Origin of the sequence: Shimia sp., from assembly GCF_022448905.1 — a bacterium.
Classification (GTDB): Bacteria; Pseudomonadota; Alphaproteobacteria; order Rhodobacterales; family Rhodobacteraceae; genus Shimia.
On record NZ_JAKVCW010000016.1, the window covers coordinates 1 to 21,523 of the forward strand.

Below are 21,523 nucleotides of genomic sequence, written 5' to 3' on the forward strand. Positions count from 1 at the left end.
CATAGCTGGCTTCCTCAGCCACCTCCGCCATCAGGATCACATCGCGGTCTTTGTTGCCGTCGCGCAGTGAGGAAAGGGTCAGGGACAGTTGATCGCCCAACACAAGGATAAGCCGCCCTGATGCGTGCGCGGGTGTTTGGATCGTCATGAGTAAAAACCAGCGCTCAGTTCAGAAGGGCTTCGATTTGCGAAGTCACCGTTTTGGACATCGGTTTGGTCTGGGAAGAAAACTTCGTAACCACTGCGCCGTCAGGGCCAATCAGGACTTTGCTGAAATTCCAGCGCGGCACATAGCCGGCTTCCTCTCGCAGCGACACAAATAGGGGATGCGCGGTTTTGCCTTTCACCGAGGTGATCCCGGTCATCGGCATGTCGATGCCATATTGCAGCTCGCAAAACTCTTTGACTTCTGCGTTTGAGCCCAGCTCTTGTTTGAAGTCATCGGAGGGCACCGCCAGCACCACAAGGCCTTGGTCGCGGTAAGTGTCATAGAGGTCCTGCAGCCCGCGATATTGCTTGGTGAAGGCACATTGCGAGGCGGTGTTCACCACCAAAACCGGCTGGCCTGCCCAATCGGAAACCGCAAGCGTGCCGCCATCCATCGAGACAAACTTGGCGGACAAGTCCAAGGCCAAGGCAGCTCCTGTCGTGGACAGCGCAAAAATCAAAGCAGTTAGGAACTTCATGTCGACCCTCCGTTTATTCGATTACGGCACAGAGGGCGCCTTGGATGTCCTTTTGATGCTATGCGAGAGGTGCCTGAGGGATCACGCTTTTAGCTCATAAAACCGTGCGGCGTTGTCCCCAAACACGGCAGCGTGCCAATCGTTGGGGACCAGCGTCTCCATGGCCGCGAACAGAGTGGTATAGTTGGAATAGAGGCTGTCGACCGGGAAGTTTGAGCCAAACATCACGCGGTCTTGGCCAAATTGGGTCAGGCAGGTTTGTACAATTGGCGCGATGCTCTGCTGCGTCCACTGATGGTCAAACATGCCAAGGCCTGAGAGCTTGCAGGATACGTTGGGCAGGGCGGAAAGAAGCTTCAACTCGTTCGCCCACGCTTCCAAGCCTTTGACGCTGCGGTCATGGGGAGACCCGGCATGGCAGAGTGCAACCTGTAGGTCAGACGCTTGCGCCAACACATGGGCGGTGTCTTCCATCAGCTCCGGGATCAGTTGCAAGTCAAAGCGCAAGCCACGCCCTGCAATCTCCTTCAGGCCAGCTAGAAAACGCGAGTTTTCGAGCAAAGCGTTGGTGCTGGTCACAGCATCTTCGTCCGGTGCGCGGCCGACAATCTGGCGCACGCCCCGCAGAGTGGAGAGGTTTTGCAGCCGGTCGAGGTCCCTTGCCAACGTGTCCGAAGTGAGGTCGCAAAACGCGACCTGAACCAAAGGCCAATGCGGGTTTGCCTCTGCCACCTCCTGCACCCAGAGCGCCTCTTGCAGCGGATTTTCAGCACCCACTTGAATGTGGACAGACCCTGAAATGCCATGCTGCCTCGCGTCACCGCTGAATTCTTCCAGCAGGTAGTTGCGCTGAATGGGGGTCGGGTCACCAAAGAACCGTTCAACACCCTGCGCCATCAGCCAAGGATAATGCACCGCGGAGAGATCCCAGAGGTGGTGGTGTGCATCGATCCTCATGTGCGGGGCGCCTCCGCCATGCGGGCCAGAATATCGACGCCCTGCTGTTTCCAGAAGTGCAGCAGGTCAATGAAGATCCAGTTTTCGGCCAGCTTGTCTCCGTCGCGGCGATAGATGTCGATCACGCGGAACTCACCGGGCTTGCCGGTCGCGGGCATGCCCATGAATCCGCCGGTTGGGGTGGCGGTAAAGTTTGGCCAACCAAAAAAGCCGCCAAAATGCCCCTCGGCCATGCGGCAGATGTGGGTGGTTTTGGAGCGATCAGTGAAGCCCGCGCGGAACGGACCGGAATGCTGCTTGGCGTAGCGCGGGATCGTGTAGGTCGCGCCAATGCCGGCCGGTCCCCACCAGATCATGTCCTCATGCCAGGTTAGGCGCAGCTCGTCCTCTAGGCTCAACCCGCTGTTCCATTGGCCGAGGTCGGTGATCATCGCGTTGATCGCACCCAGGGTTTTTTCTCCTGTCTCAGGCGACTGCGGAGTGAACATCAGGCCGTCATGCGTCATCGGGCCCGGTTGCACCAAATGCGCGGCGGTTTGGGGCGGGAACGGCTGCAGACCCGCCTGCATCATCAGATGCGGAATGTCGAAATACATCGCGGTTTCGGTCACTTGGCCGTTTTCAACCTTGTTGAACTCGCAATAGCGCAAGAAGGCCATTTTGCCCGTGGGGGCGATGCCCAGCCATGGCGCATCAAATAGCCCCATCAGATGTCCCATAGACACCACCCATGTGGAGGCAAACCCATCCATCTCGTTTTTGCCCGCCATAAAGACATCTTGGCGGCGTTGCAGGTGGGTGAGGGAAGTTTTGAGCGGTGCCCAGAACCGGTCCGCCACAGCCTCAGGCCCATGGATTTCATCAAACGGATGGTAGCCGCGCCAGATATGATTCGGCGCATAGTGATGTTTGAGTACCGCTTTGGCTGCCTCGGGTGAGGCAGTGTCCAGATCTCTATAGAGCTCTGTTATAATACGTTTTTCTTCTGTGAAGTCAGTCATGGTTTGGGTCGCTTTGCATACGTTTGCAAAAAAGTCTTGCCGAATTCCTAATCCTAAGTCTACCCTCTGTGCATACGTATGCAAAATGCATGTGACATCGGACGGGGGACCACATGGCCGAAATTCAGCTGCGCAATGTAGGCAAGCGCTGGGGCAGTTTTGTCGGGGTCGACAATTTTGATCTGACGATTGCGGATCAGGAGTTTCTGGTTCTGCTTGGCCCCTCAGGCTGCGGCAAGACCACAACCATGCGCATGATTGCCGGATTGGAAGACGCCAGCGAGGGCGACATCCTGATTGATGGCAAGAAGGTCAATGATCTGGAACCTAAAGACCGCGATGTGGCGATGGTGTTTCAGTCCTACGCGCTTTACCCGAATATGAATGTTTATGAGAACATCCGCTTCCCGCTGAAGGTGCGGGGGATTGATCCGGCGACACATGACGAAAAGGTGCGCCGCGCCTCTGCGATGGTTGAATTGGACGAATTCCTGCACCGCAAACCCGCGGAACTCTCCGGTGGTCAGCGGCAGCGTGTGGCGCTCGCCCGCGCCATTGTGCGCGAACCCAATGTGTTCCTGATGGACGAACCGTTGTCCAACCTTGACGCCAAGCTGCGGGTTTCCACTCGTGCCCAGATTAAAAACCTGAGCCACGAGCTTTCAGTCACCACCATCTATGTGACCCACGATCAGATCGAGGCCATGACTTTGGCGGATCGGGTTGTGGTGATGAAAAAAGGCGTGGTGCAGCAGGTCGGTAGCCCGACAGAGATTTACGACGCGCCAGCCAATACGTTTGTTGCGAGCTTCATTGGCAATCCAGCGATGAACTTGATGAGCGGACGCATGGAAGGCGGCACATTTGTTGCTGAGAACGTGCGGGTCGAAGGCCTGTCCGCGCCGGACGGTCCTGTGACCTTGGGCTTCCGCGCTGAGGACGCGGGCCTTGGAGACGCAGGCCATCATGAAATCACTGCACCGATCTACACACTCGAGCTGCTCGGGGACGCCACGATGGTGACCGTCCGCATTGGCGGCGAGCTGGTCGCTGTGCGCGCACCCAAAGATTACCGATCAGAGATTGGCGACACGGTGTCTTTGTCCGTGCCGGCTGAGATCTGCCACCTGTTTGACGCCGAAACCGGCGCCAGAATTGAGGCCTGACGGCTTCACACCAACAACCGGCGATCAACGCCGGGGGCGAGAGGGTGCGCGATTGCAAGGCGCACCTGCAAACACAGAAACGCAACAGGGAGAAAAGTTATGTTTCTAAAGAAATTAACCGCCGCCGGTGCCTTTGCCGGTCTCATGGGAACCGCAGCCTTTGCTGCTGATTGCGGGCCAGAGGGCCAGTCGATCCGCATCCTCGCATCCGACTTCCCAGCCATCCACGCTGTGGCAGGTGCTGCAGAAGCCAACTGTGCAAGTGGCGCCGCGGAGTTCACCCGCAACCACACCACTGAGGCGCGCCAGATCATGAACGCGGCGCTGACACCGAACCCAGCAGAGTACACCTCTGTGATTGTGGCCAACTCGACACTGACACAGCTGATGAACGACGGCCTTGTGCGTCCGCTCAACGATCTGGTTGAAAAATACGGTCAGAACATTCCAGAGAACCTGCTGATCAGCATCGATGGCAACATCATGGCTGTGGCCTTCATGGCAAACTCTCAGCATCTGTTCTCCCGTAAGGACCTTCTGGAGAAGGCAGGCGTTGCCGAGGTGCCATCCACCTACGCGGAAATGATCGACGCGGCCAAATCCATCCGCGACGCGGGTATCATGGAATACCCGGTCGTGATGAACATGAAGACCGGTTGGAACGTCGGCGAAAGCTTCAACCTTGCGTTCATGGCGCATGGTGGTGAGTTCTTCAAACCCGGCACCGCAGAGCCATCTGTGAACAGCCCGGCCGGTGTGGCCGCGTTGGAGACCCTGAAAGGTCTGGTGGAATATGCGCATCCGGATCATTTGACCCAAGCCTCCAACGAGACCCAAGGTCTGTGGGAAGCCGGTCAGGCGGCGCTGGGCATCATGTGGGGCTCGCGCGGCGCGCCAATTCTGGATGACGAAGGCTCCACCGCCGAGATTACTTCCAACACCGTCCTGACTGCGGCTCCATCTGTTGAGGAAGGCGGCGTGCCAGGAGCAACTCTTTGGTGGGATGGTTTCACCATCGCTTCCAACGTGTCTGACGAAGAAGCCGAGGCGACTTTTGCTGCGCTTGCAAGCGCACTGAACAAAGAGATGGTTATGGCCAACAACGACGACGCGGTCTGGCTGCTCGACGGCTTTACACCGGGTGCTGCAGCGGAAGGTGTTTCTGCCACTGCCAAGGCAGGCGCGAAGCCTTACCCAATGATCCCGCAGATCGGCTTGATGCATAACGCGCTGGGCGCGGAGTTGGCGGACTTCCTCAAAGGCGATGAAAGCGCAGAACAGGCGCTGGCGGACGTCGAGGCGGCCTACATCACCGCCGCCAAAGAAGCGGGTTTCCTCCAGTAATCCTCCCCTGAGAGGGCCTTCGGGGCCTCTCATCCCCTCAACTTTTTTTCCACCGGGACGTAGGCTATGAAGCATCGCACCTTTTTCTGGTTCATCTTACCGACGCTCTCCGCGATGATCCTGTTCATCGCGCTGCCCATTGTTTCGGTGTTTGTTCAGTCGCTTTTTGTGGCGCATGAACAAGTGCTTGTGGTGTCTGAAAGCTGCGGCCCGTTTGGCTGTACCCCCACCACATCCGTCGATCTGGAAGCCACCGAGAAGCTCCGCGAAGAGGCGCCTTTGGGTCGGTTCAACGGGTTGGGCACCTATTTCAACCGCTCCCATCTGGCGATTGCGGAAATTGGCGAAGCCTGGGCGAGTTCTGACAGTCTGGGGGCGTTCTGGAGCCAGATTTACAACCTACCATTCTACAACGCGTTGATCTTCACGCTGACCTATACCTTTGTGGTGACACCAGCGGTGCTGGTGCTTGGCCTGGCTATCGCCGTTGGGGTGAACAATCTGCCACGCGCGCTCAAAGGCCCGTCGATCTTTGTCTCTCTCCTGCCGTTCCTTGTAACCCCTCTGGTGGGGTCTCTGATCTTGTTTTGGATGGTGGATGGGGATGGCGTGATCGGCGCGACCATTCAGAAGATCTTCAACGATCCCTCGCTGAGCCTGAAAGCCTCTACAGCGCTCACTTGGATCATGCTGATCGTCTACGGCATCTGGCATACGCTGCCGTTCAGCTTCATCACATTCTATGCCGGATTGCAGACCGTCCCAGACGACACACTCGAAGCGGCGCAGATTGATGGGGCGTCCAAGTGGCAGACCATGATCCACGTTGTGGTGCCACATCTGATGCCGCTGGTGTCCTTCGTGACGCTGATGCTGATCATGGACAACCTGCGCGTCTTTGAACCCATTGTCAGCTTTTCGGCGGAGGCCCATGCCCGCTCGCTCAGCTGGGTGATCTTCAATGACCTGCGCGAAAGCGGCAACCCGCTTTACGCCTCTGCCGGAGCCACCTCCTTGCTGACCATCATCATCGTGATCTTCCTGATGATGCCCGTCCTGGTGCGCACCTGGCGCGACTTCACCCGCAAATCCCACTGAGGACAGACACATGGCGACCAAAGCACAATCCCGCATGACCCCGCTGAAGCTGTTCTCCTACACCTTCGTGGCGCTCTGGCTGATCATCGCAGCCTTCCCTTTCTTCTGGACCTTCTGGGGCAGCTTCAAAGTGCAGGCTGACTTCCTCTCCAAGGCGGACTGGCGCAATGCGCTTTATGGGGCCAACACCATTGCGCAGACCGGCAGCGCATTTACGGCGGAGGCCTATCGCGGGGCTTGGATTGACGAAGAATTCTGGTTCAACTTCAAGAACACCGGTATCGTGGTGTTCTTCACTGTGGTGATTTCGCTGACCTTCGGCACGCTTGGCGGCTATGCTCTGGCGCGCTCCGGCTTCCGCTACGCTTTCTGGATCCTGATGGCGGCACTGGTGTTCCGCGCCATGCCACACATCACGCTGGTGTCCGGCTATCTGCTACCGTTCTTCGAGTGGAACGTCTGGGGCATCCTGCCCACCACCATCATCGTTCTTGTGGCTATCAATCAGCCGTTTACGCTCTGGATGCTGCACAGCTTCTTCAAGAACATCCCCAAAGACATGGATGAAAGCGCCATGGTCGACGGCTGCACCCGCTTCCAGGCCTTCCGTTATGTGATTGTGCCGGTGATGTGGCCAGGTGTGATCACCACGGGTCTGTTCAGCTTCCTGCTAGCCTACAACGACTTTACCGTCGCGGCGATGCTTTTGAGTGAGGAAAACGAGACCATCATTCCGGCGATCAACAGCTTCATGGGCACCACCCAGGTCGAGGGCAAAGTCATGTACGCCGTGGCCGCCGTGGTCTCCACCGTTGCGCCACTCTTTGTGCTTATCCTGTTCTTCCAGCGCCAGATTGTCTCCGGCCTGACCGCAGGGGCGGTGAAAGGATGAGTTCTTCCGCCCGCCATAACGCCATGGCGCGTCATCCGGCGCTCAACAGAATGCCACGGGATTTCATAGGGCAGGGGGCGTTACGTTCCCTGACAATCCTCAACACCATTCTGAAAGGAGAGGCCCCATGAAAGGCTCCCGCCCCGAACAAGCCGTGCTGACGCGCGACACTGATATGAGCAAGACCGAAGCCACCCGCGCCGTGATCGAAGCCATGGTGGATGGTCTGAATGACCACCGCATCGACGATATTGGCGAGTTCTTCGCCCAAGGGTTCCGTTGGATGGGCAACCAAGGTTGCGGCACCAAAACGGGTCTGCAGGAATTTCAAGACAACTGGCAGCGCCCGTTTCAGGCGGCGTTTTCGGACAAGACCTGTATCGATGAGGCACGCCTCTACATGGGCGAATGGGCCGCTGCTTTTGGCCGTCAGGAAGCCACGCACAGCGGCGAGTTCCTCGGCATCGCGCCAACCGGCAAGCGGGTGGAAATTCGCTACATGGACTTCTGGAAAGTTGTCGACGGCAAAATCGTCGACAATTGGGTGAACGTGGATTTCGCCCATGTCGCCGCACAGCTAGGCGTCGACCTGTTTAACGGCGAAGGCTGGGAAGCCTTTGATCGCGGCGAAAAAGAAGCGCCGCGCCCCCAAAACTGATCCTGTCAATTGAGGATAAGACAATGACAATCGAGTATCTGAAACGCGGCAAAGACCAAGCGGAGCGTGCTGAAGACGACGCAAAAACACGCGCCGTTGTTGAGGCCACGCTGAAGGACATCGAAACCCGCGGCGACGCAGCTGTGCGCGAGCTGTCTGAAAAGTTTGACAACTACTTGCCGGCGTCCTTCAAGCTGAGCCAGCAAGAGATCGACGACCTGATGGCGCAGTTGAGCGACCGCGAGTTGGCGGACATTAAGTTTGCCCAACAGCAGGTGCGCAATTTTGCCCAGGCGCAGCGTGACACGATGCTTGATCTGGAAGTGGAAACGCTCCCCGGCGTTGTCCTCGGGCACAAAAACATCCCGGTCCAATCTGTGGGATGTTATGTGCCCGGGGGCAAGTTCCCGATGGTGGCCTCTGCACATATGTCCGTGGCCACCGCTTCGGTGGCTGGCGTGCCGCGCATCATTGCCTGCACACCACCATTCCAAGGCAAGCCAAACGCAGCCGTGATCGCGGCGATGCACCTTGGCGGTGCGCATGAGATTTATGTCTTGGGTGGCATTCAAGCGATTGGGGCCATGGCGCTGGGCACGGAAACCATTGATCCCGTGCACATGCTGGTTGGTCCGGGCAACGCCTTTGTGGCCGAAGCCAAACGTCAACTGTTTGGCCGCGTCGGCATCGACCTCTTTGCCGGTCCGACCGAAACCATGGTGATCGCTGACGAAACCGTGGATGCGGAAATCTGTGCCACCGACCTCTTGGGACAAGCTGAACACGGCTACAACAGCCCATGCGTGATGGTCACCAACTCCCGCCAGTTGGCGGAGGACACGCTGTCGGAAATCGACCGCATTCTGAAAATCTTGCCGACGGCGGACACTGCCTCTGTCAGCTGGGAAGAATACGGCGAAGTCATCGTCTGTGACAGTTACGAGGAAATGCTCGAAGTGGCGGACGACATTGCGTCCGAGCACGTGCAGGTCATGACCGATCGCGATGATTGGTTCCTGGAAAACATGACCTGCTATGGCGCGCTGTTCTTGGGGCCGCGTACCAATGTGTCCAACGGCGACAAGGTGATTGGTACCAACCACACGCTGCCGACCAAAAAGGCCGGGCGTTACACCGGTGGTCTCTGGGTGGGCAAGTTCCTGAAAACCCACAGCTATCAGCGCGTTCTGACCGACGAAGCGGCCACGATGATTGGCGAGTACGGCTCGCGTTTGTGCATGCTCGAAGGCTTTGTCGGCCATGCGGAGCAGTGCAACGTGCGTGTGCGCCGCTACGGTGGCATCAACGTGCCGTACGGCGAAGGTGCACCCTATCGGGAGGCGGCTGAGTAGGATGGCTGTCGACAAACACACACAGCACAAAGAGCTGATCCAAGCCTTTCGAGACGCGACTTATAACTTTAGCGAAGAGGGTGTCCGCAAGGCGCTCTCGGATCTCGCGACACCGGATGCGCTTTTCCGTCTGTGCCATCCGTTTGGCGACATGACAGGGCCGGGTGCTTTTTACGATGGCGCCTATAAGGGCTTGCTCGACGCCTGGCCGGACTTGGAGCGTCGTGACTACATCGTCATGGCCGGACCAGATGAGTTTGGCAACGACTGGGTGGGCTGCGGTGGTTACTACACCGGCGTGTTCACAGGCCCGTGGTTGGACATTCCGCCCACCGGCCATCAGGTGTCGATGCGCTATCACGAGTTCTTCCGTTTTGTTGATGGCAAAGTGGTTGAGTATCAGGCGATGTGGGACATTCCCGAGGTGATGATGCAGGCAGATGCCTGGCCTATGGCGCCGTCGCTGGGGCGCGAATGGCATGTGCCTGGCCCCGCAACCGCAGACGGCTTGGTGCCTGGACCCTATGATGAAGCCAAAGGCAAAGAGACCTGTCAGCACATCATTGACATGCTGGAGCATCTGAAAAAGCACCCGCGTGATCCGGATCCACGCGCCATGAAGATGGATCACTACTGGCATCAGCGTATGAGTTGGTACGGCCCAGCGGGTATTGGCACAGGACGTGGCGTGGCAGGGTTTCGGAACTGGCACCAGATCCCGTTTCTCAACGGCATGCCGGACCGCGGCCAATATGTGGATGAGATCACATATCACTTCTTTGGCGATGGCGAATATGCTGCCGTCACTGGCTGGCCCAACATGATCCAGACTGTCACCGACGATGGGTGGATGGGCATCGCGCCAGCGGGCAAAAAGATCACCATGCGCAGCTTGGATTTCTGGCGTTTAGAGAACGGAAAAATCCGAGAAAACTGGGTGCTGGTCGATCTTTTGGACGCCTATCGCCAATTGGGCGTGGACGTCTTTGCCCGGTTGCGGGAATTCAACAAGGTGCGCAGTATGGCGCGCCTGAATATCCCGGATGGAATGAGCAAATGACTGACCTGCCCCGCACCCCTTCCTTTTCACTGAGCGGCAAAACCGCCCTTGTCACCGGTGCGTCCTCCGGCATCGGGCAGGGCTGTGCCGTGGCGCTGGCCGAGGTCGGTGCCCATGTGATTTGCGCGGCACGCGGGGCAGAGAAATTAGAAGACACCGTCGCGGCCATGACGGCTGCGGGCATGAGTGCCGAGGCGTTGGTGCTGGATCAAGGCGACCTCGCGGCGCTGGCGCAGGTATTTGAAACGCAAGACATCGACGTTGTGGTGAATTCCGCTGGTCTGGCGCGGCACGGTCCGGCTGTTGAGACCACGCCAGAGGATTATGACGCCGCGATGGGGCTCAATTTGCGCTCCGCCTATTTCCTTTCCGCCTACGCGGCTAAAGCGTTGATCGCGGCGGGCAAACCCGGTTCCATCATCCACATCTCCAGCCAAATGGGCCATGTGGGTGGTGTGGACCGCGCGGTCTACTGCGCTTCTAAGCATGGATTGGAAGGCATGGTCAAAGCCATGGCCATTGAGTGGGGACCGTCGCAAATCCGTATCAACACGGTCTGCCCGACCTTCATCAAAACGCCACTTACGGCGCAGACGTTTGAACGACCTGAACGCAAAGCCTGGATCGAGGAGAAAATCAAACTTGGCCGTATTGGCGAGGTCGAGGACATCATGGGCGCGGTGCTTTACCTCGCTTCTGATGCCAGTGCCTTGGTCACCGGCACTTCCATGTTGATTGACGGCGGGTGGACGGCAGACTGATGGCTGAGAAAGTAACCTCCCTCCAAGTTGCCGAGCGCGCCGGTGTCAGCCAATCCGCTGTGAGCCGTGTGTTCACGCCCGGCGCCTCCGCCTCCAAAGCCACCGTCGAGAAGGTGCGCAAAGCCGCCGAGGAGCTCGGCTACCGCCCTAATGTGCTCGCCCGCGCCATGGTATCCGGCAAAAGCCGCATCATCGGCCTCGTCGTGGCCTATCTGGACAATTACTTCTACCCGGAAGCGCTGGAAATCCTCTCAAACGCGTTGCAGGAAAAAGGCTACCACGTACTGGTTTTTATGGCGTCCCAAACCGCCGGAAACATTGACGGTGTAGTTGAAGAAATCCTAGACTATCAAGTGGATGGCATTGTCACAGCCTCCGTGGCGATGTCCTCCGATCTTTCGGCGCGCTGCCTGCAAGCGGGCGTGCCTGTGGTGCATTTCAACCGCTTTGAAGAGGCCAAAGGCGTCAGCTGTGTCACCTCCGACAACTTCGAAGGCGGCCGCCAATTGGCGCAGTTCCTCGTTGCGGGCGGGCACAGCAAAATCGGCCACATCGCCGGTTGGGAAGGGGCCTCCACCCAACGGGATCGCGAAGCTGGTTTCCGCGCTGGACTTGAAGAAGCTGGGCAGGACCTATTTGCCCGCGAGATTGGCGATTTTGACGTGGACCGCGCCCGCGCTGCGGCCAGCGCCATGTTCGATGTGCCGGAAGACAAGCGTCCAGATGCGGTCTTTGTGGCCAACGATCATATGGCTTTTGCTGTCATGGATGAGCTGCGTTTTGGCCTTGGACTCAAGATCCCTGAAGACGTTTCCGTTGTGGGCTTTGACGACGTGCCGCCAGCGGCATGGCGCGCCTATGACCTCACCACCATGCGCCAGCGCGCCAATCTGATGGTGGAAGAAACCGTCGATGCGCTGCTGCAGCACATTGAAACCCCGGCAACTGCCGCCCCGCGGCAAGTCGCAATTCCAACCCCGCTGATTGTGCGTGGCTCCGCGCGCGTTCCAGACACCTGGCCTCCAAAAGAAGGATAGACCCCCATGCAAGGCTTCGATGCGAAATTTCAGGATTTCCCCGATTACATCATCGGCATCACCAAAGAGATTTGGGAAGATCGGGGCATTGCCACGCTGCACCACTACTACAGCGATGACATCGTTGTGCGTTCTCCGGCTTCCGTGGTGCTGGGCAATCAAAATGTCATCGGCGCAACCATGGCCACGCTGGCAGAATTTCCGGATCGGCAGTTGTTGGGTGAAGATGTGATTTGGTCCGGTACGCCGGAGGAGGGCATGCTCAGCTCCCACCGGATCATCTCCACCGCCACTCATATGGCGGATGGCGTTTATGGCAAGGCGACCGGCAAGCAATTGCGCTATCGCATCCTGGCTGACTGTCACGCAATCAACAATCAAATCAACGATGAATGGCTGATCCGCGACCAAGGTGCCATCGTGCGTCAAATGGGGTGGGAGCCCAAGGAATACGCCGCCAATTTGATCGAGGCCGAAGGTGGACCAGACAACTGCGTGAAGCCCCTGACACCGCACACGGACCAACCCGGCCCCTACACAGGGACCGGCAACGACAACGTGTGGGGCGCGCGTTATGCGGAGATACTCAACCGTATCATGGGCGCGGATATCGCGGCGATTGAGGCCGAGTACGACCGCGCGGTGCAATCCGAATATGTTGGTGGCGTGACTGGCCATGGCTGGGATGCAGTGGACCGTTTCTGGATGGGCCTGCGCGCCAGCTTCCCAAATGCAGAGTTTAAGATTGAGCACCAGATTGGCCGCGATGATCCGATGATGCCACCGCGCGCCGCAATCCGGTGGAGCCTCTGGGGCAAACACGAAGGGTGGGGTACTTTTGGTGCGCCGACTGGCGCGGAGGTTTACGTGCTGGGCATCAGCCATGCAGACTTCGGCGCGCTGATCACGGATCAGCCCAAAGTACGCCGTGAATACACGCTGTTTGATGAAACCTCGGTCTGGAAACAGATCCTACTTCAAACCGGTCAGGCGTGAATTCTAACCTGACATATCCTCGGCTGTGCAACACACAGGCGGCGCGGCGCTTTCATGCGCATCGTGCCGCATTGCGCGCACGCCGTCTCAACAACCGTCCTCCCGGGGCGGGGTCTACTTCGATCCCAATCCAAACCCCACAAGGAGACAAAAGATGAGTTCTATCCAATCCCGCATTGTGCGCTACGGCGACTTGAAACCCTGCAAAACGGCCTTCATTGACGCCCACACACCGGGCAGCGATCAGAAAGAAAACTTCACAATCGTCGGCGGCGGCGTGTCCGAGTCCCCGGATCAGCATGTGCACATCACCGATAAGATCGGTTTTAACATCGGCGCAGCGGGACAGCCGCCCAAATGTCGCAACAGCTTGCACAGCCACACCACCGCTGAAGTGTTCTTCGTGGCTAAAGGCCGTTGGCGCTTTTTCTGGGGCCTGCACGGCGACGCCGGTGAGTTCATTGCTGAAGAAGGTGATATCTTTAACATTCCCACCGGCATCTTCCGTGGTTTTGAAAACGTTGGTCAGGATTACGGGATGATCATGGCGATCCTTGGCGGGGATGATGCGGGTGGGGGCGTCACTTGGGCGCCGCACGTGATTGAAGATGCGCAGGCGCATGGTTTGATGCTGGGTGACAACGGCGTGCTTTATGACAGCAAGAAGGGCGAAGAGCTGCCACACAACGTGCGCCCCATGCCGTTGTTGACCGAGGAAGAATTAAAAGCCTTCCCCGAAGTGCCAGTGGAAGAGGTGATGCCCTATGTGGAGCGCTATTGGGATTTGATGGCGTTGGCGGCAAAAAAGCCAGCCAAGGTGATCGGCGAGGACGCGATCATCAAAGACAAGCCCGGGTTTGAGGTCGACTTCCTGACGCGCGGGTCCGCCGTGACAGAACCCGTGACCACTGCGCAGCCGGTGGTGCTGATGCCCGCCAGTGGCCACTGGCGCATCACTATCGACGACGTGGAGGTCACCTTGTCCGCAGGGGACACGGCCGTGGTACTGCCGGGCGAAAGCTACAGCGTGACCCCTTCGATGACGGGGGAAGCGGGGCTCTACCGCATCACCGCAACAGACGATACCGCTGGTGCCACCTGGACCGGCTAAAACCTTAGGCCTCGCGCGGCGGCACTCACTGCCGCGCGAGGCGCTCAAACGTTAACGGTGTCGGGTTGCGGAGTGCACCTCCGCGTTACCGACGCGATACTGACGGGAAACAGACAGGGAAAACGGCGCGATGAGCAAAATCTTAACAACCCATGTGGGCAGCCTGCCACGTACCCAAGAGGTGGTGGATTTCATCTTTGCGCGTGAGCACGAAAAACCCTATGATCCGGCGGCTTTCGATGCAGCCATGACCGCTGCCGTGGACGAGACGGTACGCAAACAGGTCGACGCGGGTGTCGATATTGTAAGCGACGGGGAAACCAGCAAAATTTCCTACGCCACTTATGTAAAAGACCGCTACACGGGGTTCTCGGGCGACAGCGAGCGCAACGCACCAGCAGACCTCAAGATGTTCCCGTCTTTCCTGAAGCGATTGGCCGATGATGGCGGCACACCGCAATACGCCCGCCCCAAGTGCACCGGAGAGGTGCGCAGCAAAGGGCAGGGGGAATTGATGAAAGATATCAGTAACCTGAAGGCCGCCATGGCGGCTCACGGCGTGGAGCGTGGTTTTATGAATGCCGCCTCGCCAGGGGTGATCTCGCTGTTCTTGCAGAATGATCATTATGCCAGTCGTGAAGACTATCTGGCGGCCCTCGCGGATGCCATGAAGGACGAGTATGAAACCATTGTTTCCAATGGCTTAGACCTGCAATTGGACTGCCCAGATTTGGCCCTGTCCCGCCATATGTTGTTCAATGATCTGAGCGATGACGAGTTCCTCAAGATCGCGAATATGCATGTAGAGGCGCTCAATCACGCCCTGCAAAACGTGCCGCAAGATCGCGTAAGGGTCCATATTTGTTGGGGAAATTACGAGGGTCCCCATTGTTGCGACATCCCGATGGACAAGGTGTTCAGCACTTTGATGGCGACCAAATCCCGCTATGTGCTGTTTGAAACCTCCAATCCGCGTCATGCGCATGAGTGGACGGTGTTTCGAGACCGCAAATCTGAAATCCCCGACGACAAAATACTTGTGCCCGGAGTGGTGGATACCACCACCAATTTTGTCGAGCATCCTGAGCTGGTTTCTCAGCGTATTCAACGCTTTAGTGATATCGTTGGCGCGGACCGTGTGATCGCCGGAAGCGACTGCGGCTTCGGGACTTTCGCAGGATTTGGCGCGGTCGATCCCGATATTGCTTATGCCAAACTGGCAGCCCTCAGCGAAGGAGCCGCAGCGCTGTCATGACACCTTTGGTTTTGCTCCCCGGTATGATGTGTGATGCGCGCCTTTTTGGCCCGCAAATCAACGCTTTGTCTGGACGATATCCGATCATGACGGCGCCGCTGGGCGGGCAGAAAACCATTGAGAAACTCGCCACAGAAGTGTTGCAAAACGCGCCTCCAAAGTTCGCTCTGGCGGGGCTGTCGATGGGCGGCATTGTCGCCATGGAGATGTTGCGACAAGCGCGAGACCGCATTGTGGGGCTAGCCTTGATGGACACCAACCCGCTTGCGGAATCCGAGGCGACAAAAGACCGCCGAGCGCTTCAAATAGCCTCCACTTTGGCGGGAGACATGCGGCGCGTGATGCGCGAGGAGATGAAGCCTAATTACCTTGCGGATGGACCTAATCAAGGCAAGATCTTGGACCTTTGCATGGCCATGGCCACCGACCTTGGGCCAGATATTTTTGTTAGACAGTCCAAAGCCTTGCGTGATCGCAAAGATCAAACGGAAACCCTGCGGAGTTACTCCGGCGAAACGCTAATCCTTTGCGGTCGGGAGGACAGCCTGTGCCCCGTCGAACGCCACCGATTGATGCAAAATTTGATCCCGGGCAGCACATTACAGATTGTTGAAAACGCGGGGCATTTACCGACCTTGGAGCAACCCCGAATTACCAATGCAGCGTTGACCCGCTGGCTGGAGAGCCTATGAACGACACCCTTTTGAAACTGCTGCAATCAGTGGATACCCCGACCGTTTGCAACGCCATTGAAGTGGCCCAAGGTCAACGTGGTTTTGATCAGTTTACGCGCGGCACCATGCTCTGTTCTGATCCTGAGGGCGGCGCTATGGTGGGCTATGCCCGCACTGCCAAAATCGCGGCGCTGGAACCGCCACAAGGGGCGCCTGACGTGATTAAAGCCCGACGCATGGCCTACTACAAACATATGTCGGACGGGCCGCGCCCAGCGATCACGGTGATTGAAGATGTCGATTTTCCGAACTGCATCGGTGCTTATTGGGGGGAGATCAACACAACCGTTCACAAAGGGCTTGGAGTCAGCGGCGCACTGACCAACGGTGTCATGCGCGACCTGGGAGATTTGCCAAGCGGGTTTCCCGTGCTGGCAGGCTCCATAGGACCAAGTCATGGCTTCGTCCATGTGCGGGAAATTGGAACAGAAGTTGAGGTATTTGGCCTGCGCATCCGTGATGGCGATTTGGTACATGCGGACCGGCATGGTGCCTTGGTGATCCCGCCGGAAGTGGTTGGGCAACTGGAAGGCGCGATCCATAAGTTGCTGGACACTGAGCAGCTGATCTTGGAACCGGCACGAAAAACGGGGTTCGATTTTGCAGCTTTTGCAACAGCTTGGGCCGCATTTGAAGCTTCGCGCACCTGAGCCAGAAACGTAAGTTCTGGTTCGCCTGGAGACATTGTGGTGGATCCAAGACCGGCCTCAAGATGGCTGTGGTGCAGACAGGGAGAGTGTTGAACGATTGTGACCTCTCTATTTTTTGCACTTGGCCAAGCGAACCTGCCGCGGAAAAGCTGGTGACTAATTCCAAACTCATCAGCTAGTCAGCTGGGCGGAAAGGGCAAGAAGCTGGCGGGTTGGTGTGGATCATTGGATCTGCGCATAGAAGACTTTCAAACTGGCTGCTGTGAATTTCTGGAAACCTGCCATCCTTATAGCAAGGTCATGTTCTCTTTGGGCTGGAAGCCGTCGTTAGGTGGGTGTTGATCCTACGGCAGCAAAGGGCCGAGTGCAGAACTTCTGGCAGTATTATTGGATCACTTGACTAAGACTTTGCGATTCGGCGGAAAAATTCCGCTTGCACATTCACGCCTGTCTCTTTTGGGATGACAGTTTGCCTTTCTTCCGGCTTTGTTATTTAGTGCGAGCCTAGGCATTTCGATCAAGGCACTTTCGAAGAAATTCCACCGAAATGGGTTCGAACTGCGACAAATTCATAAATGGCAATGTTTGCAACAATTGACTGTGGGACGTCGAATTTTGTGTCAGCTTTGTCGTCTCATCAGAAAATTGTTGTTCGAGTTATGGTGAACTTCAAAATTAGCGGCTCAAAGGTAAGTTGGCTGAGATCCGAAAAGGTTGCAGCGACACCAAAAACATAGCCAACCGTCAAGACGACAAATTCCGCCCCACATTCTACCCCACACTTACGTTGGATCATGTTGCAACGGTCTGCTGCAGTTTACGGAGCAAGCCAGTCACAATCCGCAACAGAAAAAGGTCAGAAGTACGATTTGCAACAAGTTGCAATAAGAAACAGGTTCCGTGTGGGGGCACCATTTTCCAAAAATGGGACTGGATTTTGGCTTGCAGAATACGCTTGCGCTATCGTAGTGCCCACGACGTATGTCGCTTCGAGTGCTGACACGCCACCCTTTGGCCAACCGCAAGAGAGATCAATCTGATGACTGACGTGACCGCAACGTCCCCCTCCAAGGCGTCAGACCTTCATCGAGCCGCGCGCCTGTCTGTCGCCCCGATGATGGACTGGACGGACCGTCATTGTCGCTATCTGCATCGGCTGTTGTCGCGGGACACCTTGCTCTATACGGAGATGGTCACAGCCCCCGCGCTGGTGCGGGGCGGGGCGGTGCATCTGTTGGATTACAATACCGAAGAGCACCCGGTCGCTTTGCAACTTGGCGGCAGTGATCCGCAGGAACTGGCCGCTGCCACGAAACTTGGTGCCGCTGCGGGCTATGATGAAGTCAACCTCAATGTTGGCTGTCCCTCGGATCGAGTGCAGTCTGGCACCTTTGGCGCGGTGTTGATGAAAACACCCGAGTTGGTTGCGGACTGCGTTCGGGCCATGCAGGACGCCACAGATGTCAAAGTCACCGTCAAGTGCCGGATCGGAGTGGATGACCAGGAGCCCAAAGAGGTGTTGCCTGACTTTATAAATAAGATGCAAGGTGCTGGCATAAAACGCATTTCCATTCATGCGCGTAAGGCGTGGCTACAGGGTCTGAGTCCCAAGGAAAATCGCGATATTCCACCATTGGACTATCCGCTGGTCTATCAGATGAAACGGGATTTTCCGGAGCTGCATTTGTCGATCAACGGCGGCGTCACCACTTTGGAAGAGGCCAAAACGCACCTCGCCGAAGGCATGGACGGGGTGATGATTGGCCGCGCGGCCTATCACAACCCCACTGATATACTCAGCACGGCGGATCGCGAGATCTACGGTGCCGGGGCGGACAGTGATCCCGTACAGGTGGTACAGCACATGCTGCCCTATATCGAGGCGCATCTCGCCAAGGGCGGCAAGCTCAACCAGGTCACGCGGCATATGCTCGGGTTGTTTGCGGGCAAACCCGGGGCGCGGGCCTGGCGGCGGTATTTGTCGGAACATGCCACCAAACCGGGGGCAGGGCCGGATACGGTTCTGACGGCACTGGAAAACGTTACCCAAGCGGCGGCGTAACGCGTCGCGACGAGGTTGGTTGCGAACCGTCGGGATTTGGGCTTTATCTCTGCTCAACGCGCGATCCCGGAGAGACTGATGGCCCACGATCCTACCTTGCTTATTCAAATGCTGCTGCTTTTGCTGGTGATCGGCGGGGTGGCCGGGGTGTTGGCCGGCCTGCTGGGGGTTGGCGGCGGCATCGTTTTAGTACCAGCGTTTTTCTATGCGTTTCAGGCGCTTGGTTACGATGGGCCGCAACTGATGCAGGTGTGTCTGGCGACCTCGCTGGCGACCATCATTGTGACATCGTTGCGCTCTGTGGCAAGCCACAACAAAAAGGGCGCGGTGGACTGGGACATCCTGCGCACCTGGGCGCCTGGCATTGTTGTCGGCGCCTTCATTGGCGTGCTGGTGGCGGCCAATTTGCGCTCCGTGACGTTGCAAATGGTCTTTGGCTGTCTGGCGTTGGTGATTGGGGCCTATATGGGCTTTGGCAAGGCGCATTGGCGGTTGGGACAAGCGATGCCGACCGGATTGCCACGTGTGGTTGTCAGCCCCTGTGTCGGGTTCCTCTCGGTGCTTATGGGTATTGGCGGGGGCAGCTTTGGCGTTCCGTTGATGACGTTGTTTAATGTGCCGATTCACCGCGCTGTGGCGACGGCAGCAGGCTTTGGTGTGACCATTGCCGTGCCTGCGGTGATTGGCTTTCTGTTTATGGAGATTGATCCGGCAACCCGTCCGCCGTTCACAATTGGGGCGGTCAACATGGTGGCCTTTGGTCTGATCATTGCCATGACGCTTCTGACCGCACCTTTGGGGGTCAAGCTGGCCCATGCTATGGACCCCAAACCGCTCAAGCGGGTGTTTGCCGTGTTTTTGACGCTGGTCGCGCTGAACATGCTGCGCAAAGCGGCGGGTCTGTAAGAAAACCTGCGATTTTCTCGCAACCCCAAGGTCAGTGTTTTGTCACTCCGAGGGGAATTGGGCCTTATGAGACACGAATCGACGTTGCGTGGGTTTTTCATATGAGCCGCCGGGAGGACTTTCCCGGATCGCTTTTTCCATTTTGCCCTACACCACCCACGCGTGCTTTGGCTTCCTTGGCGTGACGTTAAAGTCGCACGGCGGTCCTTGAAAAGTAGGCAATACCCTATGTTTCGTTGCAAGGATGGAAACGTTACGGTCTTTGGTGCCGCATTGTTTCGATTTTACTATCGCTGCAAAATGTCTCCTTAATTTTAAACGAATTTTTGGCTAAACTTTTGAAAATTCTATTTGGACCAAGGGTGTAAAGCGATGCAGTTACTTTGGATTTTGGGCCTTGCGGTCCTCGGCGGCGCGTTGATCTATGAAATTACGGATGATGATGACGACAGCAGCACGGAGCCAGAAACCAACGATGATCCGACAACCGGTGATCCAACCACGACCGGTGGCGACGATCCAGTAGATCCAACTGATCCTACAGATCCAACTGACCCTACTGATCCCAGTGATCCGACCGACCCAACGGACCCGGGTGACCCAACAACGGTTTCCGTTGATCCGATCGCCGGGACCGAGGGCGCAGACACGCTGGCCGGCACCGAAGAAGGCGACCGGATTGAAGCCGATGCAGGCGGTGACGCTGTCACGGGGCTTGGCGGCGATGACACCATTCTTGGTGGCGACGGTGAAGACGCGATTGATGGCGGCGAGGGGAATGACAAGATCTCCGGCGGCAACGACGCGGACACTCTCGCCGGTGGCGCTGGCGATGACCTTATGGGTGGCGGCACATCTAATGACAGCCTGACCGGCGATGATGGCGCTGACACGCTGTTTGGCGGTTGGGGGGATGACACCCTCGATGGCGGCGACGACGACGACAGTCTGATGGGCAGCCGGGGCCTGGATGTTCTGAGCGGCGGTTTGGGCAATGACTACCTGAACGGCGAAGATGACAACGACACGCTGGATGGCGGCGAAGGGGATGACAGCCTGCTGGGCGGTGACGGCAACGACAGCTTGACCGGTGGAGAAGGCAATGACTCGCTTTGGGGCGGCAACAGCGATGACACGCTGGAAGGCGGCGAGGGTGACGACCACCTGTCTGGCCAGACCTCTGATGACAGCCTTGTTGGCGCAGCTGGGGCCGACACGCTTCTGGGCGGTCGCGGCAATGACACGCTGATTGGGGGCGTTGGCGAAGACAGCTTGGAAGGCGGTCTGGGTGACGATGTCTTTGTTGGCGTCGAAGATGGCTCTGATGACGAAACCATCGCGGCCAGCGATGTGCTGGACGCAGACACCATGCGCGGCGGTGACGGCAACGACACCTTTGTCCTCGGTTCCGGCGATGTTGCCGAAGGCGGCGCGGGCGTCGACACCTTCGCCTCCGGGACCTGGGTGGATGCGGACAACCTGCCTGTGATCGAAGACTTTGACGTGGCCGAAGACGTCTTTGCGCTGCTGGTGCCGGAAGGTGAGGGCACAGGCACGGTGACGGTTGATGCCGATGCGGACGCGGGTGAGGGCTGGTTCACGGTCTCTTATGACGGCGCCCCGGTCGCCACCGTCTTTGGCGCGGGCATGACACCGGCCAATGTGTCGGTTGTGGAAACGGACGTGGTGGAAAGTGCTGTTACTACGGATCCGGTCCCTGCTTATGCAGAGCCCACTGTCTAAAGCTACAGTTTAGAAACGAGAAAAGCGCGCTCTTTCGGGCGCGCTTTTTGTTTG

General features: G+C 57.6%; 21 protein-coding genes. 17 read left to right on the top strand and 4 right to left on the bottom strand.

The window, feature by feature from the left end; translation table 11 throughout:
* The 4 genes from MK208_RS17355 to MK208_RS17370 form a co-directional block, all read right to left on the bottom strand.
* Positions 1-148: cryptochrome/photolyase family protein (locus MK208_RS17355; RefSeq protein ID WP_294118823.1), on the bottom strand; the 148-nt coding region annotated here is incomplete at its 3' end.
* Positions 149-164: 16 nt separating this feature from the next.
* Entirely contained in the window at positions 165-686 is a 522-nt protein-coding gene (locus MK208_RS17360; RefSeq protein WP_294118684.1) for a glutathione peroxidase, read from the bottom strand.
* 81 nt (positions 687-767) lie between these two features.
* A complete protein-coding gene (locus tag MK208_RS17365) occupies positions 768-1,643 on the bottom strand; it encodes an amidohydrolase family protein (RefSeq protein ID WP_294118686.1) in 876 nt (291 codons plus the stop codon).
* Positions 1,640-2,644: an ester cyclase gene (locus tag MK208_RS17370; RefSeq protein WP_294118688.1), complete on the bottom strand. Its 1,005-nt coding sequence runs from the start codon at positions 2,642-2,644 to the stop codon at positions 1,640-1,642. Before MK208_RS17370 ends, MK208_RS17365 begins: the two co-directional genes overlap by 4 nt.
* A 113-nt stretch (positions 2,645-2,757) precedes the next feature.
* Here MK208_RS17370 and MK208_RS17375 point away from each other — a divergent pair, with 113 nt between their 5' ends.
* The 17 genes from MK208_RS17375 (at position 2,758) to MK208_RS17455 (ending at position 21,469) form a co-directional block, all read left to right on the top strand.
* Positions 2,758-3,810: an ABC transporter ATP-binding protein gene (locus tag MK208_RS17375; RefSeq protein ID WP_294118690.1), complete on the top strand. Its 1,053-nt coding sequence runs from the start codon at positions 2,758-2,760 to the stop codon at positions 3,808-3,810.
* A gap of 99 nt (positions 3,811-3,909) precedes the next feature.
* Positions 3,910-5,154 carry an extracellular solute-binding protein gene (locus tag MK208_RS17380; protein ID WP_294118692.1) on the top strand — a complete coding sequence of 415 codons (1,245 nt, stop codon included), beginning with the start codon at positions 3,910-3,912 and terminating at the stop codon, positions 5,152-5,154.
* A 66-nt stretch (positions 5,155-5,220) separates the two neighbouring features.
* Complete coding sequence (locus tag MK208_RS17385; protein WP_294118694.1) at positions 5,221-6,252, top strand: sugar ABC transporter permease; 1,032 nt, start codon at positions 5,221-5,223, stop codon at positions 6,250-6,252.
* A gap of 10 nt (positions 6,253-6,262) precedes the next feature.
* Complete coding sequence (locus MK208_RS17390; protein WP_294118696.1) at positions 6,263-7,144, top strand: carbohydrate ABC transporter permease; 882 nt, start codon at positions 6,263-6,265, stop codon at positions 7,142-7,144.
* Between the two features lie 127 nt (positions 7,145-7,271).
* Complete coding sequence (locus MK208_RS17395; RefSeq protein WP_294118698.1) at positions 7,272-7,802, top strand: ester cyclase; 531 nt, start codon at positions 7,272-7,274, stop codon at positions 7,800-7,802.
* A 23-nt stretch (positions 7,803-7,825) separates the two neighbouring features.
* Positions 7,826-9,154, top strand: coding sequence for a histidinol dehydrogenase (gene hisD, locus MK208_RS17400; RefSeq protein ID WP_294118699.1), 1,329 nt, complete (start codon positions 7,826-7,828; stop codon positions 9,152-9,154).
* Between the two features lies 1 nt (position 9,155).
* A complete protein-coding gene (locus MK208_RS17405; RefSeq protein WP_294118701.1) occupies positions 9,156-10,214 on the top strand; it encodes an ester cyclase in 1,059 nt (352 codons plus the stop codon).
* Positions 10,211-10,975: an SDR family oxidoreductase gene (locus tag MK208_RS17410; RefSeq protein ID WP_294118703.1), complete on the top strand. Its 765-nt coding sequence runs from the start codon at positions 10,211-10,213 to the stop codon at positions 10,973-10,975. Before MK208_RS17405 ends, MK208_RS17410 begins: the two co-directional genes overlap by 4 nt.
* Positions 10,972-12,012: a LacI family DNA-binding transcriptional regulator gene (locus tag MK208_RS17415; protein ID WP_294118824.1), complete on the top strand. Its 1,041-nt coding sequence runs from the start codon at positions 10,972-10,974 to the stop codon at positions 12,010-12,012. The genes MK208_RS17410 and MK208_RS17415 overlap by 4 nt, the downstream gene beginning before the upstream one ends.
* A 6-nt stretch (positions 12,013-12,018) precedes the next feature.
* Positions 12,019-13,008, top strand: a complete 990-nt coding sequence (locus tag MK208_RS17420; RefSeq protein WP_294118705.1) for an ester cyclase — start codon at positions 12,019-12,021, stop codon at positions 13,006-13,008.
* A gap of 154 nt (positions 13,009-13,162) precedes the next feature.
* On the top strand, positions 13,163-14,119 hold the full coding sequence (locus MK208_RS17425) for a cupin (RefSeq protein ID WP_294118707.1): 957 nt from the start codon (positions 13,163-13,165) through the stop codon (positions 14,117-14,119).
* A gap of 130 nt (positions 14,120-14,249) precedes the next feature.
* The gene (locus MK208_RS17430) at positions 14,250-15,374 is read left to right on the top strand and encodes a cobalamin-independent methionine synthase II family protein (protein WP_294118709.1); all 1,125 of its coding nucleotides are present in this window, start codon (positions 14,250-14,252) and stop codon (positions 15,372-15,374) included.
* Positions 15,371-16,066 carry an alpha/beta fold hydrolase gene (locus tag MK208_RS17435; protein WP_294118711.1) on the top strand — a complete coding sequence of 232 codons (696 nt, stop codon included), beginning with the start codon at positions 15,371-15,373 and terminating at the stop codon, positions 16,064-16,066. Before MK208_RS17430 ends, MK208_RS17435 begins: the two co-directional genes overlap by 4 nt.
* A complete protein-coding gene (locus MK208_RS17440; RefSeq protein ID WP_294118713.1) occupies positions 16,063-16,758 on the top strand; it encodes an RraA family protein in 696 nt (231 codons plus the stop codon). The genes MK208_RS17435 and MK208_RS17440 overlap by 4 nt, the downstream gene beginning before the upstream one ends.
* Before the next feature lie 1,039 nt (positions 16,759-17,797).
* Positions 17,798-18,820, top strand: coding sequence for a tRNA dihydrouridine(20/20a) synthase DusA (dusA, locus tag MK208_RS17445; RefSeq protein WP_294118714.1), 1,023 nt, complete (start codon positions 17,798-17,800; stop codon positions 18,818-18,820).
* Positions 18,821-18,898: 78 nt separating this feature from the next.
* Positions 18,899-19,726 carry a sulfite exporter TauE/SafE family protein gene (locus tag MK208_RS17450; RefSeq protein WP_294118716.1) on the top strand — a complete coding sequence of 276 codons (828 nt, stop codon included), beginning with the start codon at positions 18,899-18,901 and terminating at the stop codon, positions 19,724-19,726.
* Positions 19,727-20,098: 372 nt separating this feature from the next.
* On the top strand, positions 20,099-21,469 hold the full coding sequence (locus tag MK208_RS17455) for a calcium-binding protein (RefSeq protein ID WP_294118718.1): 1,371 nt from the start codon (positions 20,099-20,101) through the stop codon (positions 21,467-21,469).
* Positions 21,470-21,523 lie beyond the last annotated feature (54 nt).